Origin of the sequence: Anaerocolumna sp. MB42-C2 (assembly GCF_030913705.1) — a bacterium.
Classification (GTDB): Bacteria; Bacillota; Clostridia; order Lachnospirales; family Lachnospiraceae; genus Anaerocolumna.
The window spans coordinates 1,616,111-1,630,039 of the sequence record NZ_CP133190.1 but is presented as its reverse complement, the minus strand read 5'-3'; the positions used below and the strand labels follow the sequence as shown (position 1 = coordinate 1,630,039).

10 protein-coding genes are annotated in these 13,929 nt (G+C 37.2%); 6 read left to right on the top strand and 4 right to left on the bottom strand.

All coding sequences use genetic code 11. The features are described from left to right. Window positions 1-132: 132 nt before the first annotated feature. The 6 genes from RBU59_RS07335 to RBU59_RS07310 all read left to right on the top strand — a co-directional run bounded on the left by RBU59_RS07335 (window position 133) and on the right by RBU59_RS07310 (window position 9,644). Window positions 133-1,323: an aldo/keto reductase gene (locus RBU59_RS07335; protein WP_308147228.1), complete on the top strand. Its 1,191-nt coding sequence runs from the start codon at window positions 133-135 to the stop codon at window positions 1,321-1,323. Window positions 1,324-1,474: 151 nt separating this feature from the next. Then, complete coding sequence (locus RBU59_RS07330; protein WP_308147227.1) at window positions 1,475-3,541, top strand: SPFH domain-containing protein; 2,067 nt, start codon at window positions 1,475-1,477, stop codon at window positions 3,539-3,541. A gap of 109 nt (window positions 3,542-3,650) precedes the next feature. Then, window positions 3,651-4,325 carry a FadR/GntR family transcriptional regulator gene (locus RBU59_RS07325; RefSeq protein WP_308147226.1) on the top strand — a complete coding sequence of 225 codons (675 nt, stop codon included), beginning with the start codon at window positions 3,651-3,653 and terminating at the stop codon, window positions 4,323-4,325. 435 nt (window positions 4,326-4,760) lie between these two features. Continuing rightward, window positions 4,761-6,419, top strand: coding sequence for a dihydroxy-acid dehydratase (ilvD, locus tag RBU59_RS07320; RefSeq protein ID WP_308147225.1), 1,659 nt, complete (start codon window positions 4,761-4,763; stop codon window positions 6,417-6,419). 136 nt (window positions 6,420-6,555) lie between these two features. Next, complete coding sequence (locus tag RBU59_RS07315; RefSeq protein ID WP_308147224.1) at window positions 6,556-8,712, top strand: ATP-dependent helicase; 2,157 nt, start codon at window positions 6,556-6,558, stop codon at window positions 8,710-8,712. A gap of 14 nt (window positions 8,713-8,726) precedes the next feature. After that, window positions 8,727-9,644: an aminoglycoside phosphotransferase family protein gene (locus tag RBU59_RS07310; RefSeq protein WP_308147223.1), complete on the top strand. Its 918-nt coding sequence runs from the start codon at window positions 8,727-8,729 to the stop codon at window positions 9,642-9,644. A gap of 120 nt (window positions 9,645-9,764) precedes the next feature. On the opposite strand, the gene RBU59_RS07305 is transcribed toward RBU59_RS07310, so the two are convergent. The 4 genes from RBU59_RS07305 to RBU59_RS07290 form a co-directional block, all read right to left on the bottom strand. Next, window positions 9,765-11,828, bottom strand: coding sequence for a DUF5301 domain-containing protein (locus RBU59_RS07305; RefSeq protein WP_308147222.1), 2,064 nt, complete (start codon window positions 11,826-11,828; stop codon window positions 9,765-9,767). Window positions 11,829-11,830: 2 nt separating this feature from the next. Then, a complete protein-coding gene (locus RBU59_RS07300; protein WP_308147221.1) occupies window positions 11,831-12,193 on the bottom strand; it encodes a BlaI/MecI/CopY family transcriptional regulator in 363 nt (120 codons plus the stop codon). A 196-nt stretch (window positions 12,194-12,389) separates the two neighbouring features. Next, window positions 12,390-13,061, bottom strand: coding sequence for an HAD family hydrolase (locus RBU59_RS07295; RefSeq protein ID WP_308147220.1), 672 nt, complete (start codon window positions 13,059-13,061; stop codon window positions 12,390-12,392). A 2-nt stretch (window positions 13,062-13,063) separates the two neighbouring features. Continuing rightward, the gene (locus RBU59_RS07290) at window positions 13,064-13,534 is read right to left on the bottom strand and encodes an NUDIX hydrolase (RefSeq protein ID WP_308147219.1); all 471 of its coding nucleotides are present in this window, start codon (window positions 13,532-13,534) and stop codon (window positions 13,064-13,066) included. Window positions 13,535-13,929: the final 395 nt, after the last annotated feature.

Here is a 13,929-nt window from a genome sequence, read left to right as displayed (position 1 = left end):
TAAAGATATTTTTATAAGGGTATTAGATAAACATTAGGGAGACCATATATGTTTTGCCCCTAATAATTGAGATGCCGCCAACGGCTGCTTTACAGTAAACTGTAGCTGATGACAGCGGAAAGTGAGAAAATAATGAAAACGAGAATAAATCAAAAAAACGGGGATAACCTCTCCATATTAGGGTTTGGATGTATGCGTTTTCCTACTAAGGGCGGCAGTATTGATGAACCCAGAGCCACTGCTATGGTTCGGGATGCTATTGCAGCAGGGGTGAATTATTTTGATACAGCTTATATTTATCATGGAGGAAAAAGTGAGTCGTTTCTTGGTGCTGCATTAGCCGGCGGTTACCGGGAAAAGGTTAAAATAGCTACGAAACTGCCTCCGTTTATGGTCAATAAATTAGATAATGCCAAGAAAATATTCGCTACACAATTAGCCAGATTACAGACTGGTTATATTGATTATTACCTGTTGCATATGCTAACGGACCAACCGATGTTTGAACGGTTGCAATCCCTGGGTGTTATGGAATGGATGGAGCAGTTAAAAGCAGAGGGCAAGATACGCAATATCGGATTCTCTTTTCACGGAGGAAAGGTGGATTTTGAAAAAATTCTAAAAGCTTACCCCTGGGATTTCTGCCAGATACAATATAATTATATGGATGAAAATAATCAGGCCACGAAGGATGGATTACGGCTCGCAGCAAGTTTAGGGATTCCGGTCATTATTATGGAGCCGTTACGCGGTGGAAAATTAGTTAATAATTTACCGAATGAAGTTACCAAAACATTCAATAGCTATGCTGTTAAACGTTCTCCGGCTGAATGGGCTCTTAGATGGGTATGGAATCATCCGGAAGTAAATGTATTATTATCCGGTATGAGTACCGAAGAGCAATTAACTGATAATATTCGAATTGCCAGTGATGTAGACGCAAATTCGCTGAGCAGGGAAGAACTTGCCATCTTTGATAAAGTTAAGTCTGTTATGCTGGAAAAGACCAAAATACCTTGTACTGCCTGCGGTTATTGTATGCCATGTCCGGCTGGGGTCGATATACCGGGCTGTTTTTCCTGTTATAATGATAAATATCTGTTAAATGATAAATCAATGCGATGGAAATATATGCAGACATTGGGTGCATTGTCCGTAAAACCAGCCAATGCTTCCATGTGCAAGGAATGCGGTAAATGTGAGACACATTGTCCACAGCATATAGCAATACGTTCCCAACTTAAGGTGGTAAGCAAAGAGATGGAGGGTATCTTCTATAAACCCATGGTTGGTATAGCAAGAAAAATAATGAAGGTAAAATAATGTGATACCAAAGAGGACTGATTCCATATGGTGAATTCAGTCCTTTTTTCGTCTTTCTTAGCATAATATGTCATTGCTTAACTACCATAATAGGAGTATGATTAGGAATGTAGAGTCATATATATATTAATATTGATGAGGAGATGGTAATATGGTGTTATATTATGTGGCAGGAGCTGTAGTTGGCGGATTACTTCTATTGTATCTGATTATATTTAAAATATTAGGTCTTAGGGTAATTGATTCCGACGAAGTAGCTGTAATTGAAAAATGGTGGAGCATGAAAGGTTCCTTAAAGGATTCCATTATTGCTCTGAATGGAGAAGCCGGATATTCACCCGATCTGCTTCGCGGGGGTATTCACTTCAAATCCGTATTAATGTACAAGATTCATAAGTATCCTTTAATCACGGTGCCGCAGGGTCAGATTGCTTATATATTTGCCCGTGACGGACTGCCTTTATCCCCTACCCAGACTTTAGGCAAAGTAGTGAAGGAGGCAAACAACTTCCAGGATGTAAGAGGATTTCTGCAGAATGGCGGACAGAGAGGACCACAGAGAGGAATACTAAGAGAAGGTACTTACGCTATAAATTTAGCAGAATTTATTGTAATTACTCCAAATGATATAAAAGCGATTAACACAGGTTCCAAACAGGAGCGATCAGAACTTGTGAGTATGCAGCAGACACTTGCTGCCAGAGGTGCATTCAGTCCGATCGTAATTATGGGTAACGGAAATGAATCCAGTGACCTTATGGGTATTGTTACCATCCATGACGGACTTCCTCTGTTGCAGGGAGAAATCATTGCCGAGGATGTAGGTGCGGAACATTCCAACTTCCAGGACCCGGAGAAATTCTTGGAACTTGGCGGCAGAAGAGGTAAGCAGATTCAGGTCCTGACAGATGGTACGTATTATGTTAACCGTTTATTTGCAACTGTGGAATTCAGGCCGAAAACCGTAGTGCCGATTGGTTTCGTAGGTGTTGTGGTATCATTCTTCGGTAAAGAGGGTGTGGATACCACCGGAGTCGATTATAAACATGGTGAATTAGTAGGAGAAGGCTGTAAGGGTGTATTGGAGAAACCTTTGATGCCAGGTAAATATGCATTTAACACGGATGCAGGTAAAGTGGTATTAGTACCCACTACCAATATTATCTTAAAATGGAACAAAACCGAAACCGGTGATCATAAGTACGATGAAAACCTTACGGAAGTAGATATAATAACTAAGGATGCTTTTGAACCTTCGCTGCCGTTGTCCGTTGTTATGCATATTGATTATAAGCAGGCTCCTTGGGTAATCCAAAGATTCGGTGATATTAATATGCTGGTCAATCAATCCTTAGACCCATTAGTCAGCGCATATTTTAAAGATGTTGCCCAGACTAAGACTTTGATCGAGTTAATACAGGAACGAAGCGAAATCCGTGAAAGGGCTGTCCTTGAAATGAAAGAAAAGTTTCAGAAGTACAATCTGCAGTTGGAAGAAGTTCTTATTGGTACCCCCAAAACGACGGCCAGTGATTTACAGATAGAAAATATTTTGACTCAATTAAGGGAAAGACAAATTGCAGAAGAGAAGAAAATCACCTATCAGAAACAACAGTCCGCAGCCGAAAGTGAGAAATCACTTAGAGAAGCTCAGGCTATTGCTGAACAGCAAAGTTTCTTGACTAAGTCTAAAATACAAATTGAAATTGAAGGTAACAGCGGTGCTGCACTTGCAAGTAAAGCAGAACAGGAAGCAAATCAGATTGTTGCCCTGGCTAAAGCAAATTCTTCCAGAATTCGCTTAGAGGGTGAGGCAGAAGCCTCCAAAGAAACGAATGTCGGACTGGCAAGAGCGCAGGCTATTGATGCCCAGGTTAAGGCATACGGCGGAGCAGAATATAGGGTAATTCAGGAAGTTGTTGATAAACTGGCGGATGCAATCAAGAATTCACAGGTAGACATTGTACCTAAGACTGTTGTTAACATGGGTAACGGAAACGGCGGTCAGGGTGATACCGGCAGCAATACGGTTATGGATACTTTATTAAAGTTTATTACTTTAGACAAACTGGGTGTTAATCTGGAACATTCAACAGATTCCGTCCTTACAACCCAGGAAGTCAGAAGACCTGCAAGTGAGATTCTGCCAGAAGATAATGCCGATGCAATAGAAACTGATCCGGATCAGAAGTCGGATGCGATTACAAGCCAAAATTAAAACTCAGACATCAGACATCCCCATTGATACAAAATATCTTTTGTAGTATGATTAGTATAATTCAGTTATTTTGTGTTTATTACTTTATTGCAGCGAAAGGAATATTAGAATGCCAAAGTCAAAAATGTTATCAGAACGAATTGCTGACGATATTTTATCCATGATAACAATCGATAAACGTTTTTTTCCGGGAGATAAACTGCCCAATGAAAATGAATTATCAGAGGAATTAAATATAAGCCGTACTACCCTGCGGGAGGCCATTCGAATTCTGGTAACCAATGATGTTCTGGAGATAAGACGGGGAAAAGGAACCTTTGTAACTCATCATACAAATATTGCCCAGAATCTTGGATTTGAGGAATTTAACAGCGTTAAAGTAAATGCGAAAGATTTATATGAAATGCGGTTGATATTTGAACCGGAAGCTGCCTATTATGCAACAGAACGAGCTACGGAAAATGAATTAAAGAGAATTTTGTTATATGGCAGGCAGGTTGAGCAAAAAATAATCAACGGAGAAGACAGAACCGAAGAGGAACAGGCTTTTCATAAATCTATCGCTAAAGCTACCCATAATGAGTTTATGAATAAATTAATGCCGATTATATATCAGGCCATTCATAAAGGGGTCACTCTTTCAAAGAAAAATGAACAGGCTGTAAAGGATACTTTATATGATCATCGTATGATTATGGAGTTTCTGGAACAGAGGAATGCCTTAGGAGCAAAGACAGCAATGAAGCTGCATATCCTCCATGCTATGAAAGAACTTGATATCTGAGAAGTTGTTGCAATCAGGAGTGAAGAACAGAGTGCAGCAATGAAAAGCATAAACAGTATTTCAAAAAGGTATTGTAGTTAAATAGAAAGTTATAAGAGATCATTTCAATTTTAACGTATAGGATTTCAAAAGTAAAAACTGCGATCGGAAATACGCCTAAACAAATCAATAAAGGTTTGTTTAGGCGTTTTTCCGATTATTCTTTATAGCTATGATTTTTATTTTTTACTATTTTTTACCTTGAAGCTGTACGATATGTGTATTGACATCAGACAACATACAACGTATAATGAATCATACATATATTGAAATATTTATCATTTTGATTTGATTTTCAAAAGTCAAGATAAAGTATTAGACTTGTATTTATTCGAAAACTAAATTTGACTTCTGACATTCAGATTCTATTAATAATTTAACCAGGAGGTAATTTTTATGAACAGTGAAAAGATAACAAAAGGGATCGCCGCAGCACCTCAAAGAGCTTTACTTCATGCGCTGGGATTAACGGAAGAAGAGATTAACAGACCTTTAATCGGAATTGTCAGTTCCTATAACGAAATCGTTCCGGGACATATGAATCTGGATAAAATTGTATCAGCAGTAAAGCAGGGAGTAGCTATGGCGGGAGGAACCCCTATCGTATTTCCGGCGATAGCGGTTTGTGATGGAATTGCAATGGGTCATCAGGGTATGAAATATTCTTTGGTCACAAGAGAATTAATTGCAGACTCTACGGAAGCTATGGCAATTGCCCATGCTTTTGATGCACTGGTTATGATTCCGAATTGTGATAAGAATGTTCCGGGACTGTTAATGGCAGCGGCGAGAGTAAATATTCCAACCATATTTGTCAGCGGCGGTCCTATGTTAGCAGGAACTGTAAACGGTAAAAAAATCAGTTATTCTACAGTATCGGAAGCAGTCAGCCGGTATGGGGCAGGGAAAATAGATGCTTCTACTTTAAGTGATTATGAGAACAAAGCCTGTCCAACCTGTGGCTCCTGTTCCGGAATGTTTACCGCCAACAGTATGAACTGCCTGACAGAAGTACTTGGTATGGGGCTAAAAGGAAACGGAACGATTCCGGCAGTTTACTCAGAGCGTATCCGTCTTGCAAAACAGGCAGGTATGAAGATAATGGAGCTGGTGGAAAAAGATATCCGTCCAAGAGATATACTTACTGAAAATGCTTTTTATAATGCCCTTACCATTGATATGGCACTGGGATGCAGTACCAACAGTATGCTTCATCTTCCCGCTATTGCCCATGAATGCGGTATTGAGTTAAATTTGGATAAGGCAAATGAAATATCTGCAAAAACTCCAACTCTATGCCATCTCACTCCTGCCGGTGACCATTTTGTAGAGGAATTAAATGAAGCCGGTGGTGTTTATGCCGTTATGAACGAAATAAATAAACTAGGCTTATTACATACCGAAATTTTAACCTGTACTGGTAAGACAGTAGCGGAAAATATAAGCGAATGCCGGATAAAAGATACGAATATTATTAAAACAATAAAAGAACCTTATAGCAACACAGGCGGAATCGCGGTGTTAAAGGGAAATATTGCACCGGATGGCTGTGTCGTTAAACGGTCAGCGGTAGCAAATGGGATGTTATACCACAAAGGTATCGCCAAAGTATTTGACTGTGAAGAGGATGCCCTCACAGCAATTAATAATGGACATATAGTGAGCGGAGATGTTGTGGTGATACGTTACGAAGGTCCGAAAGGCGGCCCGGGGATGCGTGAAATGTTAAATCCTACTTCTGCAATTATGGGAAGAGGTTTAGGCAGCACAGTAGCACTTATTACGGACGGACGATTCAGCGGTGCGACCAGAGGAGCTGCTATCGGTCATGTATCACCGGAAGCTGCGGATGGTGGTAATATAGGACTCCTAAAGAACGGAGACATCATCGAAATAAATATTCCGGAGTGTACCATTAACGTACTATTAAGTGAAGAAGAATTAGATAAACGGAGACAGAAATGGCAGCCAAGACAGCCAAAAATCACTACCGGATATCTAAAAAGGTATGCAAAAAGTGTATCCTCCGGGTGTAAAGGAGCAATTTTAAATTAGCTGGTAACCTCTTGTTCAAACTACTTATATAACTTCAGTATATATTATTGAAACATATGTTTGTATGTGATAATATAAAAATGAAAATAAATCAGGCCGAGTGCCGGATTCTTAATAAATACAGGAGGTTCTGTAAGTGGCAGATACATTATTGAACGGTTTAAACGAAGAACAAATTCAGGCAGTGACAGCAACCGAGGGATATATAAGGGTCATTGCCGGTGCAGGTTCCGGTAAGACCAGAGCACTGACCCACCGGTTTACTTATCTGGTAAATGACCTTGGAATCGCATCTTCCAATATACTTTGCGTTACTTTTACCAATAAAGCAGCAAATGAAATGAAAAATAGGATTCGTAATATGATTGGGGATAACGATACGGGTTATATCTGCACTTTTCATGGTTTTTGCGTACAGGTATTAAAAGAGGATATTCATGTGCTTAAGTACCCTAAGAATTTTCTGATTATAGATACGGAAGATGTAACCTCTATTCTACATACTATTTTTGAAGACATGGGGCTCAATTCTAAAAATTATACCTTTAGTACTATCACAGATATGATAGCAGCAAGAAAAGAGAAAGAACCCTATTTAACTTATATATTAGATACCAATAATGATGTTTTAAAAGATAAATTTATAACTGCAAAAAGCAACGAAGATGCGATCTTTTACAGGTATCTCTATGAACAAAAGAAATGTTATGCTCTTGATTTTGATGATTTAATTAATTATGTCTTATATATATTTGAGAATCAAGAAGAGATTAAGCTCAAATGGCAAAAAAAAATGGAATATGTTATGGTAGATGAATTTCAGGATGTAAGTCCAAAGCAGTACACATTATCTAAATTATTAAGTGATTATCACCATAACCTGTTTATCGTGGGTGATCCTGACCAGACCATATATTCCTGGCGGGGTGCCAACGTGGAGTTCATTTTAAACTTTGATAAAGCATTTCCCTCTTCCAAGACTATAATTATGAATAAAAATTACCGCTCAACCCCTAATATTATTAAGGCTTCGAATTCATTAATCGAGAAAAATAAACGGCGTATTGATAAAAGTTTAGTTCCCATAAAACAGACCGATATCCCGGTTATTTACAACCATATGAAAACATCACAGCAAGAAGCAGAATGGATAGCGACCCAGATAAAGAAGATACAGGAGGGAGGTATCAGACTAAAAGATATTGCGATTCTGTACCGATCCCATTTTGTATCCCGAAGCTTTGAGGAAGTTTTTATTAAAGAAAATATCAGATATACTATTTACAGCGGAATAGAATTTTATAAACGAAAGGAAATTAAAGATGTTTTATGCTATTTGAGGATGATTCTTTATTCCGACGATATTTCCTTTAGCCGTATTATAAACGTTCCCAAAAGAAACATTGGGGAAAAGCGTATGGCATTTTTAAAGGAGTATGCTAATAACAATGCCTGTTCTTTGTACCGTTCCTTATTGGATAATCTGGAAGATAACCTGTTTCGTAAAACCGGAGCCGGGGAATTCGTGTCATTAATTGAAAAAAATAAGCAAATTAACGAAGATAAAAAAATATCAGAGTTACTATCCGATATTTTAAATGATAGCGGTTATGAAGCCCTTTTGCGAACAGATGGTGAACAGGAAAGATTGGATAATTTAGCTGAGTTAAAACAATCCATTTTTGATTATGAGAATTCTGCCGGAGAAGAATGTTCTCTGGCTGATTACTTGGAGAAAATATCTTTATTTACCAACTTAGATCAAAAAGAGAATTCCGATTCTGTGCAGATGATGACGATTCATACTGCGAAAGGACTGGAATTTCCCTATGTGTTTGTATGTGGTTTGAATGAAGGAATCTTCCCTACGAAGCATATTGATACGGCGGATAAGATGGAAGAGGAGAGAAGGCTTGCTTATGTAGCATTTACCCGGGCTGAGAATGCTTTATTTTTAAGTGATGCGGAAGGTGTTAATTATGATGGGTCTTACCGGTATCCGTCCCGTTTTATTTTTAATATAGAGAAAACTTATATCAACTATATGGTTGAGTTAGAGAGCAGGCTTGCAAGTGATGCTAAGCTGTATATCCAGCTGAATGAGCAGAAACTGGAACAAAACAGCCGTTGTCTTGCAATAAATGATTTAGTTGATCATCATGTTTTTGGAAAAGGTAGAATATTAGATATTAACCAGGATACGTCATCCTATGTCATTAAATTTGAGAATATGGAGACAACAAGAAATATCAGTTTTAAGATTATGCTGGAATATATCGGGCATGAAGAGTAAGGCAGGAGTTCATTATGTACTATTTTAAACAGGTTATAGACGGATGGGAATCCTGGTCTGAGGTTTTTAATTCCACGGAAGCTTTCAGAGAATTAACCAGAGCCATTTTTAAAAAAGAGGGATTAAATATTAAAGAGGATATTAGTATTCTGACACCCGGAACCAATGCGGTTTTCAAGGCGGATCAATATGTTATTAAAATATTTGTACCTAAGGAATCAGGTCTTGATACGGAATATGACTTTATAGCAGAGCTTTCAGTTATGGAACAGATCGGTAAGAGAGGAATTTCCGCCCCAAGGATTATTTCAAAAGGTGAGATAAAGGATAAATACCTGTTCCGCTATATTATAATGGAATATATAGCTGGTGCAGATGCAAAAGATGTACTTCCTTTTTATGATCTGGAACAAAAGAGAGAAGTTGTTAAACAGCTGAAAGCCACGCTGAAAAACCTGAATCAGCCGGCAGATAATCTGCCTATAAAAAAGGATTTAAAAAGGCAAACCATATATAATTCACGTTTAGAGGGCTTAACTAGTGGTTTAATCAAGGACTTAGAGGAAAACGTGAACGGACAGAGCCTTAATTCTTGTGTTTTGGTTCACGGTGATATCACAGGGGAAAATGTATTAGTTCAATCGGATGGTCATATACGGTTAATCGATTTTGCTGATTGCACCCTGGCACCGGAATATTACGAATTGGCACCAATTGTGTTTGAGTTATTTAAGGGTGATAAAGACTATATAAATGAATTTATAGGACATCAAAATAAAGAAGTATTCCTGAATCATTTAATCAATGGTTTAGCTCTTCATGATTTTTGCGGAAATCTAATTAAAGATTACTTAACCAGGCTTAATATCCCTTATAATCAGGTAGAAGATCTTAAGACTTTAAAACAAATACTAAAAGAAAATATTTTCTAACGTTACGGTAAGACCACCGCTTTTCAGCGAAGTCTAAGCGGTGGTCTTACAAGTTATGCGGTGGGACTGGGAATACAATCAGAACTTAACATATTCCTAAAAATATTTGCCTTTTTCAATTCAATATGTATCAAACAGTTCATACATCATATCGCCGCGTGTATAGGAGAGAGTGCCTAATGTCCAGTCGTAAGTGTGGAGGATTCCATAGTCGCTGTTATCAAACTTGACCGCGTTGTAGCTGTAGCTGCCAAGTTCCGCAGGATCAATAACTTCCTGAATCGGGACAAAACTGATAAAGCGGTCTTTCATGGGCTCATAAGCTGTTTTAGTCAGGGTATTGTCCGAAACCGCATAGACATACATTTCTTCCCTGCTCATAGGATGCAGCTGCACTGTGTTTCCGTCCGTGCTGACTGATACTTCGCAATAATTGTCACCCTGGGTCTGATGACAGCCAAGAGGTTTTAAGTCTAGGCTGCGTATGATTTGACGGGCCTGTATATCATAGAAATACAGACCGAAATAACCGTGAAAGATTACAATATCATCCGAAGCGTAATCAAGCTCTGTCATATCGGTACCAAGGATCTGTTCGGGCGACCATTTGGGAACTGCTGGTTCAAGTTCTTTCTGTTCGGCGGGATATATCGTGATTTCATCCTTATATAAGTATTCATTCAGTGTATCAAAAGTCTCACGGGATACTTCATAAATCGAATCATATGGATTTTCTATATAATATTTTTCGTTTTTCTTATAGGCGTAATATATGTTAAATTTATCATCGCCCAAACCAATTTTTATTTTTAAATAACGAGAGACATTTGGAGTATCAAAAAAATCATTTTTGTTTCGTTTTAGGGTAGGGGCTCCGCTTAATATAAACGAGCCTATTTCAGCGGATAAATCAGGGTTATACACGGTAGTTGATTTTATAATCGCACCGTTGTCAAACAATGTAAAAGTAGTCAGGTAATCATGGTCTGCAATTATAGATAATTCACAGGCCTCAAATTCCATAGGTTTATACTTACTGGCCATGTCATAACCGAAATTAACCCAATCACCGGGTTTGAGCGAAGTTACGTCATAAGTAACGGTATCGCCAATAGATACTAAAGCTATTTCTCCGGCCTTATAGTCACCTTTATCCATAACAATCCTTCCGGTTATCTTATCGTCGGTAATCTCAGTGACTTCAATTTGAATATAATTAATAGTATTATCATTATCATTAACCTTGTTCAGCTCTTTTGGATTTAATGTTAATCCTATACCGATTCCGCCTACTATTACGGCCACAGCGATAACAATCCCAAATGCTGTTTTCTTATAACCCAGTACATTTTTAATCCTGGTCTTAAGTTTTCCCTCCCCGAATGCGAGGGGATTTCCACTTATAATGCGCTTCTTTGATGCAAGCGTTAGCAGTGACATAGAATACGGTTTTTTAATTTCACTGCCCATCTCTTTAATAACACATTCATCGCAGGATAGTTCCATGTCAGTACTCATCAGAACAAATGCGGCCCAAACCAGCGGATTAAACCAATGGATACTAAGTATTAAATAGGATAAAAATTTAATCAAAGGGTCATAACGACGAATATGGGTTTGCTCATGCCGGATAATATATCTTTTTTCCTCATCACCTAAACCGGAGGGAATGTAAATTACGGGTCTTATAATTCCAAGAACGAAAGGAGTTTTCAGGTTATCGGCTTCGTAGAGATATCTCCCTATACTACGGGCATTTTGCAGCTTCTTTTTTAAGGATATTACGGAAAAAATACTATAAGCCAGCATTACGAGGATACCTGCGACCCAGACAACTATACTTATCTTTAAATAAAGGGGAAGAGTTGCATTAGCTGCAATGTTGTGAGTTGGAGTGACCAGGGTATATCCTGCATGGAAGCCGGTATCGTTAATACCGCTTTCGTTTCCAGTTATCTGCCGATTGGTTATATAGCTGGGAACGGATGCGGTTCCTGCCGGTATAAGACTGAATATACTTTCTAAGGAAACAGGACATACAAGTCTGAAAGCCGCAACACTCCAAAGAGCATAGGAAATGAATTTAGGTACTTTTTTCAAAGGCAGCCGGACCAGCATAATAAACAATATTACATAACTTGCTGTAAGGCTCATATTTAAAACAGTAAGAAATAATCGATCCAACGTTATTCCTCCTTATGTTCATCAATCAGTTTTTTCAGTTCGGCAGCCTGGGCCTCACTTAATTTGCTGCCTCCAATAAAAGCTGTGAGAAATTTAGGCAGAGAACCTCCAAAAGCATCCTCCACAAAGAATCTGCTTTGTTTAGCATAAAACTCTTCTTTTTTCATCAGGGATGTAATAATGGCGCCCCGATTTTGAAAAATTCCCTTTTCACATAGATTCTTAAGGACTGTATAGGTGGTGGATTTTTTCCAATTCAATTCATTCTCACATAATTTTACCAGATTCCCGGAGCCGATTGGTTCATATCTCCAAATTAGTTCTGCGAATTTCATTTCACTTTTGGTTAGTTTTATCTCTTTCAAAACAATTCCTCCTTAACAATTAGTATGAATTTGACAACCAAATCCTAAATTAGTATACAATAAATTTAAAAAAGGTCTATGAATTATAGACCATATGAACATAGTCTATATTATTTAGACCGAAATGTCAATACCTATATTCTCGTATACGTGAGATATTTATATGGTATATCACCTGCTTAAGTTTGATTTTATTTCATATCTTTAATAATTCACTGAATTCTGTAATATGAAAATCTGCAAATTCCAATAAATCTATTCTTTTTTCTTCCGGTTTTTTCTCTAAATATTCAGTGAAAACAGTTCTCATACCTGTTCGTTTGGCGCCGAACAATTCGTTTGAACCTCCGTCACCTACAAAAATACATTCACTTGAATTTACATTCATTTTTTTCATTGCTACGTTATATATGTAACTGTCAGGTTTTAAATATTTAACCTTATGGGAGAAGACAGCATCATCAAATAAAGCGTACAGTGGTGATTTATCCCAATACATAGTATCAATAACATCGGCATTACTAATGATACAAGTTTTTATTCCATTCTCTTTAAGTTTCTGAATCGTAGATAAAATTTGATGATCTATATTTATCAATGCTGCCTGCATTCTTTTTTGCCGGAGGAGAAGTATTTCTCTTTTTTGTAATTCATTTACTTTGGCAGGTATCATTGAAACAATATCATCAATTATTTTCTCTGGACTTAAGACTTGCCCTGTTGCTCTTCTATTATATAATACATCATTTTCTGCGTATTGTTCCCATTCTTTTATCGTCAGTCCTAATACATCATTTTCATTTTTACTTTCTAAATAACTGGGTGTTATTAGCGTGAAAAATAAATCAAAAAATATTACTTTATTCATCTTTAATTCAATGCTCCTTTCAACCCAATTTCGAACTCATCTTTAACTGTCCAGTTAAAAGGATCCTTTTCAAAAGCATAACAGTACATATCTGGATTGTTGGAAAGCATATTTTTTATTCTAGTTTCATATAAAGGATTTTCCATCATATTAGCGGCTTGATTTATTGGAAACCAGCTGACTAAAAGACTTTCTTCACTGGTCGTAGGGGTGCCTGATTCATACCTGCAGCAAAAATCTAAATTAACGATGTCACTTTTCACATTTTTATAAACTCCGATGAATCCAGTTATAATAACATGAATACCACTTTCTTCAAAAATTTCCCGATGCAGTGCTTCTTGTAAAGATTCACCGGGTTCAACCATTCCGCCGGGGAATTCCCACCCTCTCCAAGGATTTTTTACTAATAAAATCTCATTCTGATTATTAATAACTAATCCGGCAACTGATACAAAATGATTTTTTTCCATAAAGATCTCCCTAAATATAATATACTAAAACTATTGGTTTCATAATAATAAATAGATATTCAATAACTGTTCGTTAGACGATATAACAAGAATTTGATACTATTATACATTATATTACTAACAATTACCATAAAGACATTTCCTAAAATTGTAATTCATAGTTTATGGTGATCCCATTTAATTGATTTTACTTCTAATTTATTATAAATTTTACTATATTAAGAACTTCCCAATGACAGTAACGTATAAATAACAGTTGAGAATAATTCCTATTATGGATATAGAAAGAAGTCGAATATTATTGTATAATAAACTAAACAGAATTATCCGGTTTATTAATAAATTACCATATTATAGCAGGAACTGGTAAATATTAAGAAAATTATTAGCATTCT

Excerpts from the sequence above, each read along its gene's own strand:
- ilvD (WP_308147225.1), top strand. The coding sequence starts at position 4,761 with ATGAACAGTGAAAAGATAACAAAAGGGATCGCCGCAGCACCTCAAAGA.
- RBU59_RS07295 (WP_308147220.1), bottom strand. The coding sequence starts at position 13,061 with ATGAATAAAGTAATATTTTTTGATTTATTTTTCACGCTAATAACACCC.
- RBU59_RS07330 (WP_308147227.1), top strand. The coding sequence starts at position 1,475 with ATGGTGTTATATTATGTGGCAGGAGCTGTAGTTGGCGGATTACTTCTA.
- RBU59_RS07335 (WP_308147228.1), top strand. The coding sequence starts at position 133 with ATGAAAACGAGAATAAATCAAAAAAACGGGGATAACCTCTCCATATTA.
- RBU59_RS07310 (WP_308147223.1), top strand. The coding sequence starts at position 8,727 with ATGTACTATTTTAAACAGGTTATAGACGGATGGGAATCCTGGTCTGAG.
- RBU59_RS07325 (WP_308147226.1), top strand. The coding sequence starts at position 3,651 with ATGCCAAAGTCAAAAATGTTATCAGAACGAATTGCTGACGATATTTTA.
- RBU59_RS07290 (WP_308147219.1), bottom strand. The coding sequence starts at position 13,534 with ATGGAAAAAAATCATTTTGTATCAGTTGCCGGATTAGTTATTAATAAT.